The sequence below is a fragment of the Allobosea psychrotolerans genome (genome assembly GCF_002917105.1).
Lineage (GTDB): Bacteria > Pseudomonadota > Alphaproteobacteria > Rhizobiales > Beijerinckiaceae > Allobosea > Allobosea psychrotolerans.
Genome location: NZ_PQFZ01000005.1, coordinates 213,783 through 227,616 on the forward strand (window position 1 = coordinate 213,783; position 13,834 = coordinate 227,616).

The following is a 13,834-nucleotide window of genomic DNA, read 5'->3' on the forward strand; positions in this document are numbered from 1 at the left end:
TGCTAGACCTTGCTCGACATCTCCAGCTCGGAAGCAAGGTCAGCAATGTTGACCACGGCCATTTATGAGACCAAAAAATTGCCGTCAAAGGCATATTTTCAGGAGTTGGTCAGATGGATATGACTGACAAACCGGCAGGAACCGACTGCCGTGGTGTAAGCGAGATCCTCAGCCGCGTCGGCGATAAGTGGACGATCCAGGTGGTCATCGCACTTCGCTTGGGTTCGCTGCGTTTCAACGGAATCAAGCGGGAGGTGGGCGGCATATCGCAGCAGATGTTGACGAGGACGCTTAAGACACTGGAACGCGACGGCATGGTCGAACGTACCGTTCGCCACACCACCCCCCCGCAGGTCGAATACACATTGGCCCCGCTCGGACATTCCCTATCCGAAACCGTGCGGCATCTCGCCGATTGGGCGGCAGCTCATCAAGGAAGAATCAAGGAGCACCGCAGCCAGTACGACGCTCGTCAGCATTGATCGATCCGCGATCCCGATGATTGCAGGCGATTGAGAAGCGGAGATGATTGAGAAGTCCGCTTTGGGCCAGACTCGGCCGTCAACGGCTCGCATTCCCTGAGCGCGCATCCCTGGGACATGACGCGCCCTCTTGTCGCAGAAGACGATCAACGCCCCAGCCCAGCCCGATCCCCGCCCCATAGGCCACGAGATTCCATGGCGAGAAGACGCGCCCGAGCAAGAGCGCGCCTGGCGTCGTCAGCCTGAAGGCGTCGAGCCAGGGCGTGTGCCAGAGGCGAAACAGCTCGACACTGAGCGCGATCAAGGCGGCAAGAGCTGCCAACTGCGCAGCCGGTCGTCGCACGGCGATGACGGCCAGCAGCGCATAGACCATCGTGCCCCAGAGCAGCGAGCCGCCATATTTCACGACGCCGAAGGGCAGGCCGAGACCGGGGCCGAAGCGCCGCAGCAGCAGGCCCAAGAGGATGATCGCGAGGCAGAAGACGATCATGACCCTGCGTGAGCGCGGGCTCGTTTCTGGCGAGCTCGGTTCAGCCATGAATCTCGCCTTCGACGGCGCGCTGAAAGGCTAGTTTGAAGGCCGCACCGGCCTCGGGGTCGAGAAGTTCGATCGAGCCGCTGTGCGCGTCGAGCATCGCGCGAACGATGGCAAGGCCCATGCCGGTTCCGCCGCTGTCGCGGCGCGTGGTGAAGAAGCTGTCGAAGATCCGCGCCCGATTGTTCGGGGAGACGCCGCTGCCATTGTCGGAGATGGTGAGGTGGAGCCGGTCGGCTTCAACTGCAGCGACGATGGCGAGCTCGGTCGCGCCATGGCGCAGCGCATTGTCGGCGAGATGGGACAGGATGATGCGCAGATTCTCGGCGGAGATGCGGATCAAGCCATCGAGGTCGCCCTCCGCGCGGATGGCGAGCTCGGGAACATCCCGCTGGAGCGTGGCGATGGCGGGCGAGAGGCTGGTCGCGCCCCCGGTCGGGGTGCTTTCGGCGCGGGCCAACTCGCGCAGGCGGTTGGTGATCGCGGTCAGGCGATGCGTGTCGGTGATGATGTTGCCGAGGAAGCGGCGGCGTTCTTCGTCGCTCATCGCGCGGCCCTCGCCGGCGATATCGTCGCGCAGCAATTCGGCCGCGCCCTCGATCGACGTCAGGGGCGATTTCAGCTCATGCGAGACATGCGCCGCGAAGGTCGCGATGAAGTCGGAGCGGTTGTTCAGGTTGCCGGCCATGTCGAGAAAGCTCTGCGACAGCTTGGCGAACTCGGCGGTGCCGTGATTGCGCAAGGGACGCATGGCGGCGCGGTCGCCATGGCCGATCGCGACCGTCCGGGCGATCAGTTCATGCACCGGGCGGGTGATGGTGCGGTGAAAGGCAAGGCCGATCAGCAGGGTCAGCGCGGCGACGGAGAGGCCGGCGAGCACGACCTTGCCGCGCTCCTCATAGAGATGGCGGAAGACGTTGCTGGGCGTGCGCGAGGCGTAGAGCACGCCAGCGACGTGGCCGCGCAGGATGATCGGCGTCGCCGCGAAGATGCGGATGCTGGTGCCACGGCTGAGCGAGTAGAGCGGCGGCGGCGCATTCTTCGAGACACGCTGGCGCAGCGTCGTGGTGAAGCGGCCGCTTAGCGCAGTCGCAACCTCCTCGACATGGGCCAGCGACAGGCCGGTCTCCTCGCGCCCGGCGATGACCACCCCCTGCGGATCGAGCAGGCGAAAGCCCGCCAGCGTGACGCGCTGCGTTTCCGCAAGCAGCGGCGACAAGCGCTCACCCGCGGCCCGGAAGGCCGCGCTGGCGGGCGCGGGCGCGGGCTGCGCCTCAGGCCTGCGGCCGAGCATGCCGTCACGCGTCAGGTCGAGCCTGGGCAGGATCGGCCTGAACGGCTCGTCTGATGCCGGCTCGGCTGGAGCCTGCGCCCCCAGCACGGCCTCAGTGGGCAGGTTGCTCTCGAAATCCTGCCGGATCACGGCGGCCAGAACCACGCTTTGCGCGATCAGCTCGGCCTCGGTCTGATGAACCAGCTGGTTCTCATAGATCCGGAAGAAGAACAGGCCGATGAATGGCAGCGCCAGCACCGCCGTCAGCATCAGGAAGACGATGAGGCTGAGATTGGGCCGCCATTTCGCGGCGACCCGGGCCGCAGGCGTGGCCGGCGTCTTCACGGCCCCGCCTCGCAGCGCCCGAGCCGGAAGCCGACCCCGTGCACGGTCTCGATGGCGCTGTCGCAACCCAGGGCTGCGAGCTTGGCGCGGATGTTGCGGATATGGCTGTCGATCGTCCGGTCGGCGACATGGACGGCCCCGGCATAGGCGCTTTCCAGGATCTGCTCGCGGCTGAAGACCTGGCGGGGACGCGCGGCAAAGGCCTTCAGGATCGCGAACTCGATGCCGGTCAGCGCCAGGGCCTTGCCGGCGAAGCTTGCCAGATGGGCTTCCGGGTCAAGCTGCAGCGCGCCGCGCGACAGCGGCTCGGCTGGCGCCGCAGCGACGGCCCTGCCAGGACGCGTGCGTTTCAGGATCACGCTGACGCGCGCCACCAGCTCGCGCGGGCTGAACGGCTTGGTGACATAGTCGTCGCCACCGATTTCGAGACCCAGGACCCGGTCGATCTCCTCGTCCCGCGCCGACAAGAACAGGATCGGCGCGTCCGAGGATTTGCGCAATTGCCGGCAGACCTCGAGCCCGTCCATCTCCGGCATGCCGATATCGAGGATGACGAGGTCGGCGGGCTGGCGCCTGAAGCTCTCCAGCGCCTGCACGCCATCGCGTGCGATCACTGTTGCCATGCCGGCCTTCTCGAGCGCGAAACAGATGACCTCGCGGATATGGCTGTCGTCATCGACCACGAGTATGCGGGGCGCCATTGTCGCGTGCCTGTCACTGGCCGGGCGTGGCCGGGCTGCTCTTGCCCCTGAAAGGGGCCGTGGGTGTGTTAGCCAAGTATCGCGACAGGCGCCATGCGCGAAAGCCCCAGGCCCGCCAATCCGCTTGTTCTGCGCGATGCTTGTTCGCCTTGTAGTCGCGAGTAATCGGGAGGGTGCTCACATCCCTGCTCCAGGACGAGCCTGGAAGGGCACGCTCGACTGCCGCGATGCGCGGCGCGTAGCGGTCGAGCGCGGGGATGGCCTGGGGACCAAGCGATGTCAGATAGGAGACGTCGAGACGCGGGCCGGTGCCGCGCAATTCCTGGGAATGGCGGAAATTGTAGTTCGCGATCACGGCGGGCGTATTGACGAAGCAGAAGCCGTAGAGGGTCAGCGCCAGCGCGGCGGCGTTGGCCGAGACGAGCCAGTTCGTCGATTTGCGGCCGCTGATCTGGATGACGATCAAGACCAGGCCGATGGCGACGAGCAGCATCCAGATGAAGGCGACAAGACGCAGCCAGGTCAGCGAATAGGCGGCGACATAGAGGTCGAGACGCAGCAGCGACGAGACCATCAGCATGATGTTCTGGCCGACCCAGGCGAGCACCAGCGGCCGGATCGCTGCTTTGCGCGCGGCCGGGCCGGCCGGGCGCATCGCGATCATCACGAAAACGGCCGCCAGCAGCGCGGTGACAACGAGCGGATAGGCGCCGCGATGGGCATAAGTCGCATAGCTCATGCCGTCGGGCAGCGCGACGCCGCCCCAGAGATAGGCGATGTCGAGGCCCGTCTGCACCGCAAACAGCGCGTTGAACAGGACCAGCGACCGCAGGATCGCCGCGTCGCCGAACAGCCCGTAGGGATCGAAGGTGATCGCCTTGGCCGCAGGCGCCGCCAGCTCTTGTGCTGCCAACTCTTGCGCCGCCAGTTTTTGCGCGTTGCGCTTGCGGGCCGCCCGGACATGCAGCATCGGCCAGACCAGGCACAGGATCAGGAGCCAGAACAGCATGCGCCATGGCGAGAGCAGGTCGAGGAGCAGCCGCAGGTCGATCCGCCTCAGCCAGCTTTCCAGCAGCGGATTGGCGGAGGCAAACAGCGTCGCGAAGACGCTGAGGAAGGCGAGCGGAATGATCCAGCTCGTCACCCAGCCGAACCCGCCCGGAACTCTCCTGCGCAGCCCCGAGAGGCGGCTGACGCGCCCGATATCGCCGAGCAGCCTGAAGGCGCCGGCAAGCAGCATCCGCCTCGCCTCCCGCATCTGCTCCTGCCAGCGGGCCTGCCGCTGCTGGCTGATCATCACGGCAAAGACCGCTGTCGAGAGGATCGCCAGCACTGAGGAGAGCAGATTGGCCTCCTCGACGATGGCGAGAAGCCCTGCCCCCAGCAGCAGCAGCGCCAACGCGCGGCTGCGGCCGCTGGCCCGGACCGGGTTCGCCCAGAGCGAGGCCGCCGCCAGCGTCGCGAGGAAATAGGCGAGCGAGATGCCGAGCGCATGGCCGTAGAACAGGAGATCGGCCAGGAGCACGAGGCCGGCGGCGAGCCCGAGCCGGGCCTGCAGCCAGCGCCTTGGCCGGGCTGTCGGCGGGCGCTCTATCACCTCTGCCGGGATCGGGATGGAGTTTGCGGTCGGGACGGAGCTGGGCATGGGTCTGGGGTCTCGCTGAGAGCGGGTTGCAGCGCGCGGGAGCCGCGCGGCGGCGCGGAAAAAACGGACATGGCGGTCTCGGCAGGGAGCGCGCTCGCCACAAGCCACCAGCCATCCCGGGTGAGACGCCGGGGCAAGGTTGGTGTGAAAGCGCGGGGAGCTATGATCTCTGCCATGCCGCAGTCATGCGCCCGTCGCTTGCAGCGCCGGCCGGGGGATCGATCAGGATTTCAGGATTGTCGTGCAGATTTCGTGCAGCGCCGCGCGGTCTAAGCCGTTGCGCGCGCGTTCGCTCCCGGTGCGTCAACCCGGGAGGGCTCGTGCAGGCATGCGCGCATGAAAACCAGGGCCTGCTCCCCTTCGGACAGGTCAGTAACGCCGGAACATCCCCTCGATCTCCTTGACGTCATCCGACCGCGTCAGTGCGAGCGCCAGCAGGATGCGCGCCTTCTGCGGGTTCAGGTCATCGGCGCTGAGGAAACCGCTTTTTGCAAGCCCGCTGGTCTCGGGGACGCGCCCGGTCCCTGCGCGCGTCGACTGGACAACGATGATGCCATTCGCAGCAGCCTCGCGCAGCGCTGCCTTCTCCTCCTGAGTGGTTGCTCCGGGAGCGAACCCCGCCGAGACGATGCCCCTGGCTCCGGCCCCGATCGCGGCACGGGCCAGCACATCGTCCCCGCCGACATAGGCATAGAGGATGTCGACGCGCGGCAAGGCCTCGATCTGCTCGATCGCGAACTCCGTATCGGGCGCATGCGCGCGCAACGGGCGGCGATAGAACGCGATCCGGTCCGAATCGACCTGCCCCAGAAGCCCATGGACGGGGGACTGGAAGGCCTGCACGCGGGAGCTGGAGCATTTCGTCACGTCCCTGGCGGCATGAATCTCGTCGTTCAGGACGACGAGCACGCCAAGACCGACAGCCTCCGGGCAGGCCGCGACGCGGATGCCGTTTCGCAGGTTCAGCGCGCCATCGCTCGACAGGCCGTTCGATGGGCGCATCGACCCGACCAGGACAACCGGGATCGTCACCGTGACGGTGAGATTGAGAAAATACGCTGTCTCTTCCAGGGTCGAGGTGCCGTGCGTGATGACGATCCCCGACAGCTCCGGATCATCCGCGACCAGCTTGGCGCAGAGCCGGGCAAGCTCGCGCCATTCCTTAAAGCCGATGCGCGTGCTCGGCACGGCGCTGAACGGAACCGCATAACAGACAGGGTCGCCGTCCCGGCGGGGCAAGGCTTCCAGCAATTGCCCGGCATCGAGGATGACGCCGTTGGCATCGTAATCATGGAGATCGAAGACATCCCGTCCGACCGCACCGATCGTGCCGCCCGTGCCGATAACCGCGACCCGCCCCCTGCCCATGCGCTTGTCCCATTCCGCTAGATCAGGCCACATCCCGTGCCCGCGGCAGCATATCGCGGCGCTCCGTGAGAATCTGGGCGAAACGATCGACATCCCCGGCATTATTGAACAGGCCGAACGAGACGCGGATGCCGTCGCGTTCCGGCGAGACGCGCACCTGCCGGCTGGCGAGGTAGTCGGCCCAGTCCTGCGCCGGCAGGTCGAGCACATAGATATGGGGCGAGCGGTCGGCGCGGGCGCGCGGGCCCACCAGCCGGATTCCAAGCGCGTCGATATGCTCGATCAGGCGGTCGCCGAGATCCTGGAGATGGGCCTCGATCGCGGCGACGCCGACGCTTTCGATCAGGCTCAGCGCGGCGTCGAGCGCGTGGATATCGGGCAAATTGACATTGCCGATCTCGAACCGGCCGGCACCCGGCTTCAGCGCCATATTGTCGGCGCGCGCGATATAATCGCCCGGCGGATCGGCGAGGCTCGACATCGCCATATAGGCCGGCTGCAATTCAACGAGGTCCTGCCGGCAATAGAGGATGCCGAGGCCCTGGGGAACGAGCAGCCCCTTATGGCAGCCCGAGCCGATCAGGCTCGCCCCGCTCGCCTTGACGTCGAGCGGCACGACCCCCGTCGACTGCATCGCATCGACGACGAAATACAGGCCCCTCTCCGCGCAAAGCGCGCCGATCGAGGCCAGGTCGAAGCGGTGTCCGGCATGGAAGGTGACATGGGAGAGCGAGATCGCCCGGGTCCGGCCATCGATATGGGGGGCGAACATCTCGGCCCGTGCCGTCGCGCCCGAGATCGGCACGAAGCGCACCTCGACGCCCCGCCGCCGCAGATTGAGGAAGGCATAGGCATTGTTGGGATGGTCGCCCTCGACAAGCAGCACATTGTCTCCCGCCGTCAACGGCAGGGCGTTGGCGGCGATGTTCATGCCCTCCGAGGTGTTCTTGGTGAAGGCGATTTCGGAAGGCTGCGCGTTGAGGAGCTTCGCCACCCGGGCACGAACCTGTTCGACCCGGTCGAGCCAGACGGGCTTGGGCCCGGCGGTTTCGCTGCCTTCGCGGTAGAAGCGCATGAGCGCGTCGCGGACGCTGGTGGCGAGCGGCGTCTGATGGGCGGAATCGAGATAGAGCAGGCGCTCGGTCACCGAAAACTGGCGACGGATCGCGGCGACGTCGTAATGGCGGGTCATGATCGGCTCCGGCAATCGGCGGCAAAGGCTGCGGGCGGCAAGGTCGGTCGAACAGTCGAAGGGCGAGCCGGCCGGCGCTCGTGAAGGCTGCCGCCGGGGCTCTCCTTCACGCTCGCGCCGGCGGCACGGCGCCTCAGTCGAGGCGGCATCTCAGTCGACGAAGGACGGGATCGGGTGGGCGGCGGCCAGGTCCTGCAGTCGGCGCAGCCGCGCCGGGTCCAGGGAGGCAGCGGGACCGGCGCGCAGGATGCCGGCGACCTCGCGGCCCAGGCCCATGGCCTCGCTTGGCCTGAGACCACGGATCGTCAGGGCGACGCTGCCGAAGCGGAAGGCGGTACGCGGCTCTCCCCCCTGCCCCGGCGCGCGCATGGCATTGCCGAGAATGCCGTGAGCGGCGAGCCCGGCGACGAGCTGGGCTTGCGTCCAGTTCTCGCCGGTATAGGCCATGATCATGTGGGAGTCGGTGCCTCCGGTGTAGAGCTCGATCCCGCCCTCCTCCAGGCCCGTCGCGAAAGCCTTCGCATTCGCCACGACGTCGCGCATGAGCTGCGCGAAGGCGGGCCGGGCGACCATCTCCATCTGCACGGCGCGCGCCGCGATCATGTTCGACGCCGCCGGCCCCTGCAGCCCGGGGAAGATCGACGCATCGATGTCCGCGCCAAAACGCTCCCTGGCGAAGACGAAGGCGCCGTTGCGCGGTCCGCACAGCGTCTTCTGCGTCGAGGTGGTGGAGACGTCGGAGAACGGCACGGGGTTGGCGTGGAGGCCGGCTGCGATCAGGCCCGCGACATGGGCGATATCCGTGAAGAGCAGCGCTCCGACCTCATCGGCGATGGCCCTCAACCCGGCAAAGTCGATCTCGCGTGGATAGGACGAGGGGCCGGCGAGCAGGACATGCGGCCTCACCTTACGCGCAAGGTCGCGGGCCTGGTCGAGATCGACCGCGCCGCTGCCGGTCACGCCGAAGGAGACGACCTCGCGGCCCACCCCCGTGATGTGGCGCATGGCGCCGTGGCTGACATGGCCGCCGGCGAGCTCGTCGAAGGTGAGCAGCCGCGCGCCCTCAGCGGGCAGGATCGCGCGCAGCACGGCGACATTGGCGATGGTCGAGGAGAGCGCCTGGACGTTGACGTACTCAGCGCCGAAGATCGCCTTCGCCCGGTCGATGGCGAGATTCTCGATCGCGTCGAGCTGTTCGCAATTGGCGACGCTGCGGCGGCCGGGCAGGCCCATCGGCGCGCGGTTGACGAGATGGCTTCCCTCGATCTGGCGCAGGCCCAGCGGAGCATAGGAGGCCGAGGCGATCATATTGAGGGATTGCCCCTCCCTCTCGCGATCCTGGTCGATCAGCGCGACGACATCGGCGCCGAGCCGCCGGGCGTCGGCGCCGAAGAAGCCATGCCAACCGGCATCGGGGAAGCGTGTCGGGAGGGCGGCCGTCTTAGAGGCTGTTTGGAGACCTCCTGAGCCCTCATCCTGAGGAGCCATTCCGTTGGGAATGGCGTCTCGAAGGATGCTCCAGGAGGCTCCCGAACCATCTGGAGCATCCTTCGAGACGCCGCTGCGCGGCTCCTCAGGATGAGGGCTGGAGGTTCCAACTGGGCTCTTAAGTGACATGTCATGTCCTCTGTGAAGGGAATGGCCGTCCGCTCACGGCGCGTGCGAGCGGCAAGCGTTGCGTTTCGTCAGTGCCGCAGCACGCGCGACAGGAAGGTCCGGGTGCGTTCATGCGAGGGCCTGTCGAAGATCTCGGCCGGCGTGCCGATCTCGAGGATGCGGCCGTGGTCGATGTAGACGACGCGGTCCGCCACCTCGCGGGCGAAGCCCATTTCATGCGTCACGATCATCATGGTCATGCCTTCGCCGGCGAGTTCGCGCATGACGTCGAGCACCTCGCCGACCATCTCGGGGTCAAGCGCCGAGGTCGGCTCGTCGAACAGCATGATGTGCGGCTCCATCGCCAGCGAACGGGCGATGGCGACGCGCTGCTGCTGGCCGCCGGAGAGCTGGCCGGGGAATTTATCGGCGTGATCGCGCAGCCCGACCCGCTCCAGCAGGCGCAGCGCGCTGGCCCTCGCCTCCTCCCGTGTCCGGCCGCGGACCCTGACCGGCGCGATCGCGACATTGTCGAGGGCGCTCATATGCGGGAACAGGTTGAACTGCTGGAACACCATGCCGACGCCCCGGCGGATCCGGGCCAGCTCCTTCTCCCCGCCGATCTCGCGGTCGGCCTGGGTCGGCATCTGGAAGCCGTCGACCGTCAAGCGGCCGCTCTGGTACATCTCGAGCCCGTTGACGCAGCGGATCAGGGTCGATTTGCCCGAGCCGCTGGCGCCGATGATCACCAGGACTTCGCCGCGCCCGACATCGAGATCGACATCCTTCAGGACATGGAAGGCGCCGAAGGACTTGTTGAGGCGGGTGATGCTGACGATCGCCTCATGCGGCGGCGTGGCGGACAGGTTCTGGATGGCGCTCATCGCGACCCCCTTGCGAGATGGGCTTCGAGCCGGCGCGAGGCGTAGGTGATGGCCCCGCCAATGGCGAAGTAGACGGCGAAGAGGAAGAGGTAGATCTCGTAGGTCCGGCCGCCATTCTGCGGATCGGCGAGGATCATCTGGCCGGCGCGCAGGAAATCGGTCAGGCCGATGATGAAGACCAGCGTCGCGCCGTTGAAGATGTCGAGGATCTGCCCGACGAGGGAGGGCACGACGACGCGCAGCGCCTGCGGCAGGACGATGTCGAAATTGACCGTCCAGGTGCCCATGCCGAGCGAACGCGCCGCCTCGATCTGGCCCTTGGGCACGGCCTGCAGGCCGCTGCGGACATATTCCGCGACATAGGCCGCGAAGAAGAGGGCATAGCCCGCCATGCCGCGCAGCAGGCTCGGAACCGAGGTATCGGGCGCGAGCAGCGGAACGATGATCCAGACCCAGTAGACCACGAGGATCAGCGGCACCGACCGCATCGTCTCGATATAGGCCGTCGAGATCAGGCGCAGGCTGGCGATGCGGCTCTGCCGCCCGAGCGCGAGCAGGATGCCGAAGGGCACGCTCAGGATCGACACCGTGAGCGTCAGCACGATGCTGAGCAGCAGCCCGCCCCAGACCTCGAAGCCCGGCGCAGAAAGCACGGCGAAGATCGCGGCCACCCCGGCAAACAGCCCGGGCAGGACGAGGCGCTGGGCGCGCGCGGAATGATGGACAGCGCTCCAGGCTGCGAGGCCGAGCGCGGCGCTGCCTGCCGCGAGGACCCCGGCGCCTGCGCCGCTCACGACCGCGACGGTCGCCGCGATCAGGATGGCGACCGAGGCGACGGCCGTCAGCGCAACGCGGCCGGGGCGCATAGCGAGGCCAAGGCCCGCGCCGAACATCGCGCAGAGCATCGCCAACGCGAACCAGGCCCGCCAGATCTGATCGACGGGGTAGATGCCGGCCATCAGCACCTTGAGGCTGCCGCCGATCACCTCCCAGCGCGCCTCGACCAGCCCCCAATGGAGCGAGGCATAGATTGCCCAGGCCAGCGCTGGAATGACGACGAGGGAGAGCGCAGCATCGAACGGCTTGGCGAAGAGATTGCAGTGGAGCCACCGCAGCGCGACCGTGCTCATCGCGTCCCTCCCTGCCGGTTGATGCGGGCGTTGAGGGCGTTGACGCAGGCGCTGATGATCCAGCTGAGGGCGAGATAGGTCAGCATCACGATGATGACGCCTTCGAGATTCCGCCCGGTCTGGTTCGAGACGGTGCCGTAGACGTTGAACAGGTCGGGAAAGCCGATCGCGATTCCGAGCGATGTGTCCTTCGTCAGGCTGATATAGCGGTTGGCGAGCGACGGCAGGACGATCCGGAGAACTTGCGGAAGGATGATGTCGCGCAGCGTGTGGGAGCGCGACAGCCCCAGCGAGGCGGCAGCCTCCCACTGCCCCTTCGGCAGCGCGTCGATGGCGCCGCGCACGATCTCGGCGACATAGGCCGCGCTGTTGACGGTGATCGCGAGCAGGATCGCGGTCATTTCCGGCGAGAGCGCGAAGCCGCCGCGCGCGCCGAAGCGGGTCGCGACCGGCAGGTCGGCGCTCAGCGGGAAGCCTAGCGCAGCCGCAAGCGCGAGGGCGACAAGCGCTACAGCCAGGCAGGTCAGCTTGCGCCGCCCTCCCCGCATCACGAGCGCGGCGATTGTCGAAGCGACGGCCGCGACCAGCAGCGCCTGGGATGCGAGGCTGGCATCCTCGGAGACCGCCAGGCCCGGCAGGAACAGGCCCGAACGGCTGGCGATGAGGCCACCGAGCCAGCCGGAGGCGGCATTGGCCGGCGGAAAGCGCAGGACGACGGCAAAGTACCAGAACACGATCTGGATCAGCAGCGGCGTATTGCGCACGCACTCGACCAGTCCAAAGCACAGGTTTCGCACCAGCCAGTTGGTCGAGAGGCGGCCGATGCCGACCAGCGTGCCGGACACCGTGCACAGGACGATGGCGGTGAGCGCGACCTTGAGCGAGTTCCAGAGGCCGGCGAACAACGCCTGCGCATTGCTATGGGTGGGGCTGAACGGCTCCAGAACCGGCCAGGCGCCATCGCGCGACAGGACAAGCCCCTCGCTCAGGCTGATATTGGCGGCGTTCCAGAGATAGCCGAAGGAGAACTGGATGCCCTTGCGCGCCAGCGCTTCACGGACCGCAAGGGCGAGCCAGATGGCGAGGCCCGCCACCACGGCCACGATCGCGGCCTGGAGACACCATCTGGACACCACCAGCACGCGCCGGCGCGTCGGGGTGATGTAGGGGGCTTCGGCGATCTGCATCGTCATGACCTGTGCTCCGAAGATCGGGGCGGACCGGATGGCCCGCCCCCAATCAGGTCGCTCAGTTCCAGGGCGGCGAGTATTCGGCGCCGCCCTTGACCCAGGAGGCGTTGGGCGTGCCGGCGCGATCGATGAAATAGGGCGTCTTCGGCCCGAGGCTGCGGTCGTAGATCTCGCCGTAATTGCCGACCGATTTGATCATCGCAGCGATGAAATCGTCCGAGACGCCGAAATCCTTGCCGAAACCGCCCTTCGCGCCGAGAAATTTCTGGATGAAGGGATTCTCGTCCTTCAGCTTCTCGGCGAGATTGGCGGAGGTGATGTCCCATTCCTCGGCCTGGAACAACGCATAGCTCGCCCAGCGCAGCAGGTTGCGCCATTTGGAGTCGTTGGCGACGACGAAGCCGGCGAAGGGCGATTTGTCGAGCGTCTCCGACAGGATCGTATACTCGGACGGATTGGCCGAATTGCCGCGCCAGGCGGCGAGCGCCGATTTGTCGGTCGACATCGCATTGCAGCGGTCGCCCTGCAGGGCGGCGAACAGCTTCTCGAGGTTCTCGAAGGTCAGCACCTTCGTGCCCTTGAAGCCGCGCTGCCGGATGACGCCGGCCAGCGTGCTCTCGGTGCCCGAGCCCTGCGTGGTGCAGATCGTGGCACCGTCGAGCTCGGCGACCGATTTCACGCCCGAGGCCGCCTTCACCATCACGCCGGTGCCGTCATAGAAATTGATCGGCAGGAAATCGATGCCGATGGCGGATTCACGCACCGGCTTGACCGTGGTGTGGGCGAAGACGACGTCGACCTGCCCGGTCTGCAGGGCGTTGAAGCGGCTTTTATCGGTAACGACGACGAAATTGACCTTGCCGGCGTCGCCGAGGACGGCGGCTGCCATGGCGCGGCAGAAATCGGCGTCGAGCCCCTCGATCTTGCCCGTCCTGGTGTTGAGATAGCCGAAGCCGGGCGCGGTGTTGTCGGTGCCGCAGTTCAGCACGCCGCGCTGCTTGACGGCGTCGAGGACGGTCGCGGAGGCGCCGGTCGCCAGGAGCCCGGTCGCCAGGAGCGATGCCGTGGCAGCCAGCGCCGCGGTCAGAAATTTCGAGCGAGACAGTTTCAGGCAGGACATAGGCACACCCCTCTTTTTCGTTGTCGTTGAGTTCAGTCGCGATAGGCCGCCGAGATCATGGGCGCAGGCAGAGGCTGGCGGGACCGCTGTGGAACCGCGCTCCACGCACGCCATTGCCGCGGGACGCAAACCCCGAAAGCCGCGGCCGGGCTCGGCGAAGCGCTCCTCCCGCTCGCGAGACATCGACCGTGCGCCTTGGGCAACCCTGCGCCTTGGGGAACAGGCTACTGCCGGAAAACAATTCTGGTCTACTTAATTAACTTTGAGCTATACATTAGCGAAAGTGCATGATTGTCACCGACGAGACCATTTGAGATTCACTCAGCCCTCATCCTGAGGAGCGCTCCGCAGGAGCGCGTCTCGAAGGATGCTC

General features: G+C 66.8%; 12 protein-coding genes. 1 reads left to right on the top strand and 11 read right to left on the bottom strand.

Annotated elements, in window-relative coordinates:
- Nucleotides 1-113: 113 nt before the first annotated feature.
- Nucleotides 114-482, top strand: coding sequence for a winged helix-turn-helix transcriptional regulator (locus tag CYD53_RS11110; protein ID WP_103718157.1), 369 nt, complete (start codon nt 114-116; stop codon nt 480-482).
- Nucleotides 483-561: 79 nt separating this feature from the next.
- On the opposite strand, the gene CYD53_RS11115 is transcribed toward CYD53_RS11110, so the two are convergent.
- From CYD53_RS11115 to CYD53_RS11165, 11 genes are all read right to left on the bottom strand, one after another.
- Complete coding sequence (locus CYD53_RS11115) at nt 562-1,020, bottom strand: ribosomal maturation YjgA family protein (RefSeq protein ID WP_103718158.1); 459 nt, start codon at nt 1,018-1,020, stop codon at nt 562-564.
- The gene (locus tag CYD53_RS11120; RefSeq protein WP_103718304.1) at nt 1,013-2,560 is read right to left on the bottom strand and encodes a sensor histidine kinase; all 1,548 of its coding nucleotides are present in this window, start codon (nt 2,558-2,560) and stop codon (nt 1,013-1,015) included. Before CYD53_RS11120 ends, CYD53_RS11115 begins: the two co-directional genes overlap by 8 nt.
- A gap of 71 nt (nt 2,561-2,631) precedes the next feature.
- On the bottom strand, nt 2,632-3,336 hold the full coding sequence (locus tag CYD53_RS11125) for a response regulator transcription factor (protein ID WP_103718159.1): 705 nt from the start codon (nt 3,334-3,336) through the stop codon (nt 2,632-2,634).
- A gap of 13 nt (nt 3,337-3,349) precedes the next feature.
- Nucleotides 3,350-4,981, bottom strand: a complete 1,632-nt coding sequence (locus CYD53_RS11130) for a DUF4153 domain-containing protein (RefSeq protein WP_103718160.1) — start codon at nt 4,979-4,981, stop codon at nt 3,350-3,352.
- Nucleotides 4,982-5,350: 369 nt separating this feature from the next.
- Nucleotides 5,351-6,349 (bottom strand): asparaginase, encoded by a 999-nt coding sequence (locus CYD53_RS11135; protein ID WP_103718305.1) that lies wholly within the window; start codon nt 6,347-6,349, stop codon nt 5,351-5,353.
- A gap of 22 nt (nt 6,350-6,371) precedes the next feature.
- Nucleotides 6,372-7,541 carry an aminotransferase class V-fold PLP-dependent enzyme gene (locus CYD53_RS11140; protein WP_103718161.1) on the bottom strand — a complete coding sequence of 390 codons (1,170 nt, stop codon included), beginning with the start codon at nt 7,539-7,541 and terminating at the stop codon, nt 6,372-6,374.
- Between the two features lie 150 nt (nt 7,542-7,691).
- Nucleotides 7,692-9,029: a serine hydroxymethyltransferase gene (locus CYD53_RS11145; RefSeq protein WP_181011815.1), complete on the bottom strand. Its 1,338-nt coding sequence runs from the start codon at nt 9,027-9,029 to the stop codon at nt 7,692-7,694.
- Nucleotides 9,030-9,226: 197 nt separating this feature from the next.
- Complete coding sequence (locus CYD53_RS11150; protein ID WP_103718163.1) at nt 9,227-10,021, bottom strand: amino acid ABC transporter ATP-binding protein; 795 nt, start codon at nt 10,019-10,021, stop codon at nt 9,227-9,229.
- Complete coding sequence (locus CYD53_RS11155) at nt 10,018-11,151, bottom strand: amino acid ABC transporter permease (protein WP_103718164.1); 1,134 nt, start codon at nt 11,149-11,151, stop codon at nt 10,018-10,020. The genes CYD53_RS11150 and CYD53_RS11155 overlap by 4 nt, the downstream gene beginning before the upstream one ends.
- A complete protein-coding gene (locus CYD53_RS11160) occupies nt 11,148-12,344 on the bottom strand; it encodes an ABC transporter permease subunit (protein WP_103718165.1) in 1,197 nt (398 codons plus the stop codon). The genes CYD53_RS11155 and CYD53_RS11160 overlap by 4 nt, the downstream gene beginning before the upstream one ends.
- Nucleotides 12,345-12,399: 55 nt before the next feature.
- Nucleotides 12,400-13,461 carry a transporter substrate-binding domain-containing protein gene (locus CYD53_RS11165; protein WP_103718166.1) on the bottom strand — a complete coding sequence of 354 codons (1,062 nt, stop codon included), beginning with the start codon at nt 13,459-13,461 and terminating at the stop codon, nt 12,400-12,402.
- Between the last annotated feature and the right edge of the window lie 373 nt (nt 13,462-13,834).

Bases quoted from the DNA above. Each gene is read 5' to 3' on its own strand.
- CYD53_RS11150 (WP_103718163.1), bottom strand. From the start codon at position 10,021: ATGAGCGCCATCCAGAACCTGTCCGCCACGCCGCCGCATGAGGCGATC.
- CYD53_RS11140 (WP_103718161.1), bottom strand. From the start codon at position 7,541: ATGACCCGCCATTACGACGTCGCCGCGATCCGTCGCCAGTTTTCGGTG.
- CYD53_RS11145 (WP_181011815.1), bottom strand. From the start codon at position 9,029: ATGGCTCCTCAGGATGAGGGCTCAGGAGGTCTCCAAACAGCCTCTAAG.
- CYD53_RS11110 (WP_103718157.1), top strand. From the start codon at position 114: ATGGATATGACTGACAAACCGGCAGGAACCGACTGCCGTGGTGTAAGC.
- CYD53_RS11155 (WP_103718164.1), bottom strand. From the start codon at position 11,151: ATGAGCACGGTCGCGCTGCGGTGGCTCCACTGCAATCTCTTCGCCAAG.
- CYD53_RS11165 (WP_103718166.1), bottom strand. From the start codon at position 13,461: ATGTCCTGCCTGAAACTGTCTCGCTCGAAATTTCTGACCGCGGCGCTG.
- CYD53_RS11115 (WP_103718158.1), bottom strand. From the start codon at position 1,020: ATGGCTGAACCGAGCTCGCCAGAAACGAGCCCGCGCTCACGCAGGGTC.
- CYD53_RS11130 (WP_103718160.1), bottom strand. From the start codon at position 4,981: ATGCCCAGCTCCGTCCCGACCGCAAACTCCATCCCGATCCCGGCAGAG.
- CYD53_RS11135 (WP_103718305.1), bottom strand. From the start codon at position 6,349: ATGGGCAGGGGGCGGGTCGCGGTTATCGGCACGGGCGGCACGATCGGT.
- CYD53_RS11160 (WP_103718165.1), bottom strand. From the start codon at position 12,344: ATGACGATGCAGATCGCCGAAGCCCCCTACATCACCCCGACGCGCCGG.
- CYD53_RS11125 (WP_103718159.1), bottom strand. From the start codon at position 3,336: ATGGCGCCCCGCATACTCGTGGTCGATGACGACAGCCATATCCGCGAG.
- CYD53_RS11120 (WP_103718304.1), bottom strand. From the start codon at position 2,560: ATGCTGACGGCGGTGCTGGCGCTGCCATTCATCGGCCTGTTCTTCTTC.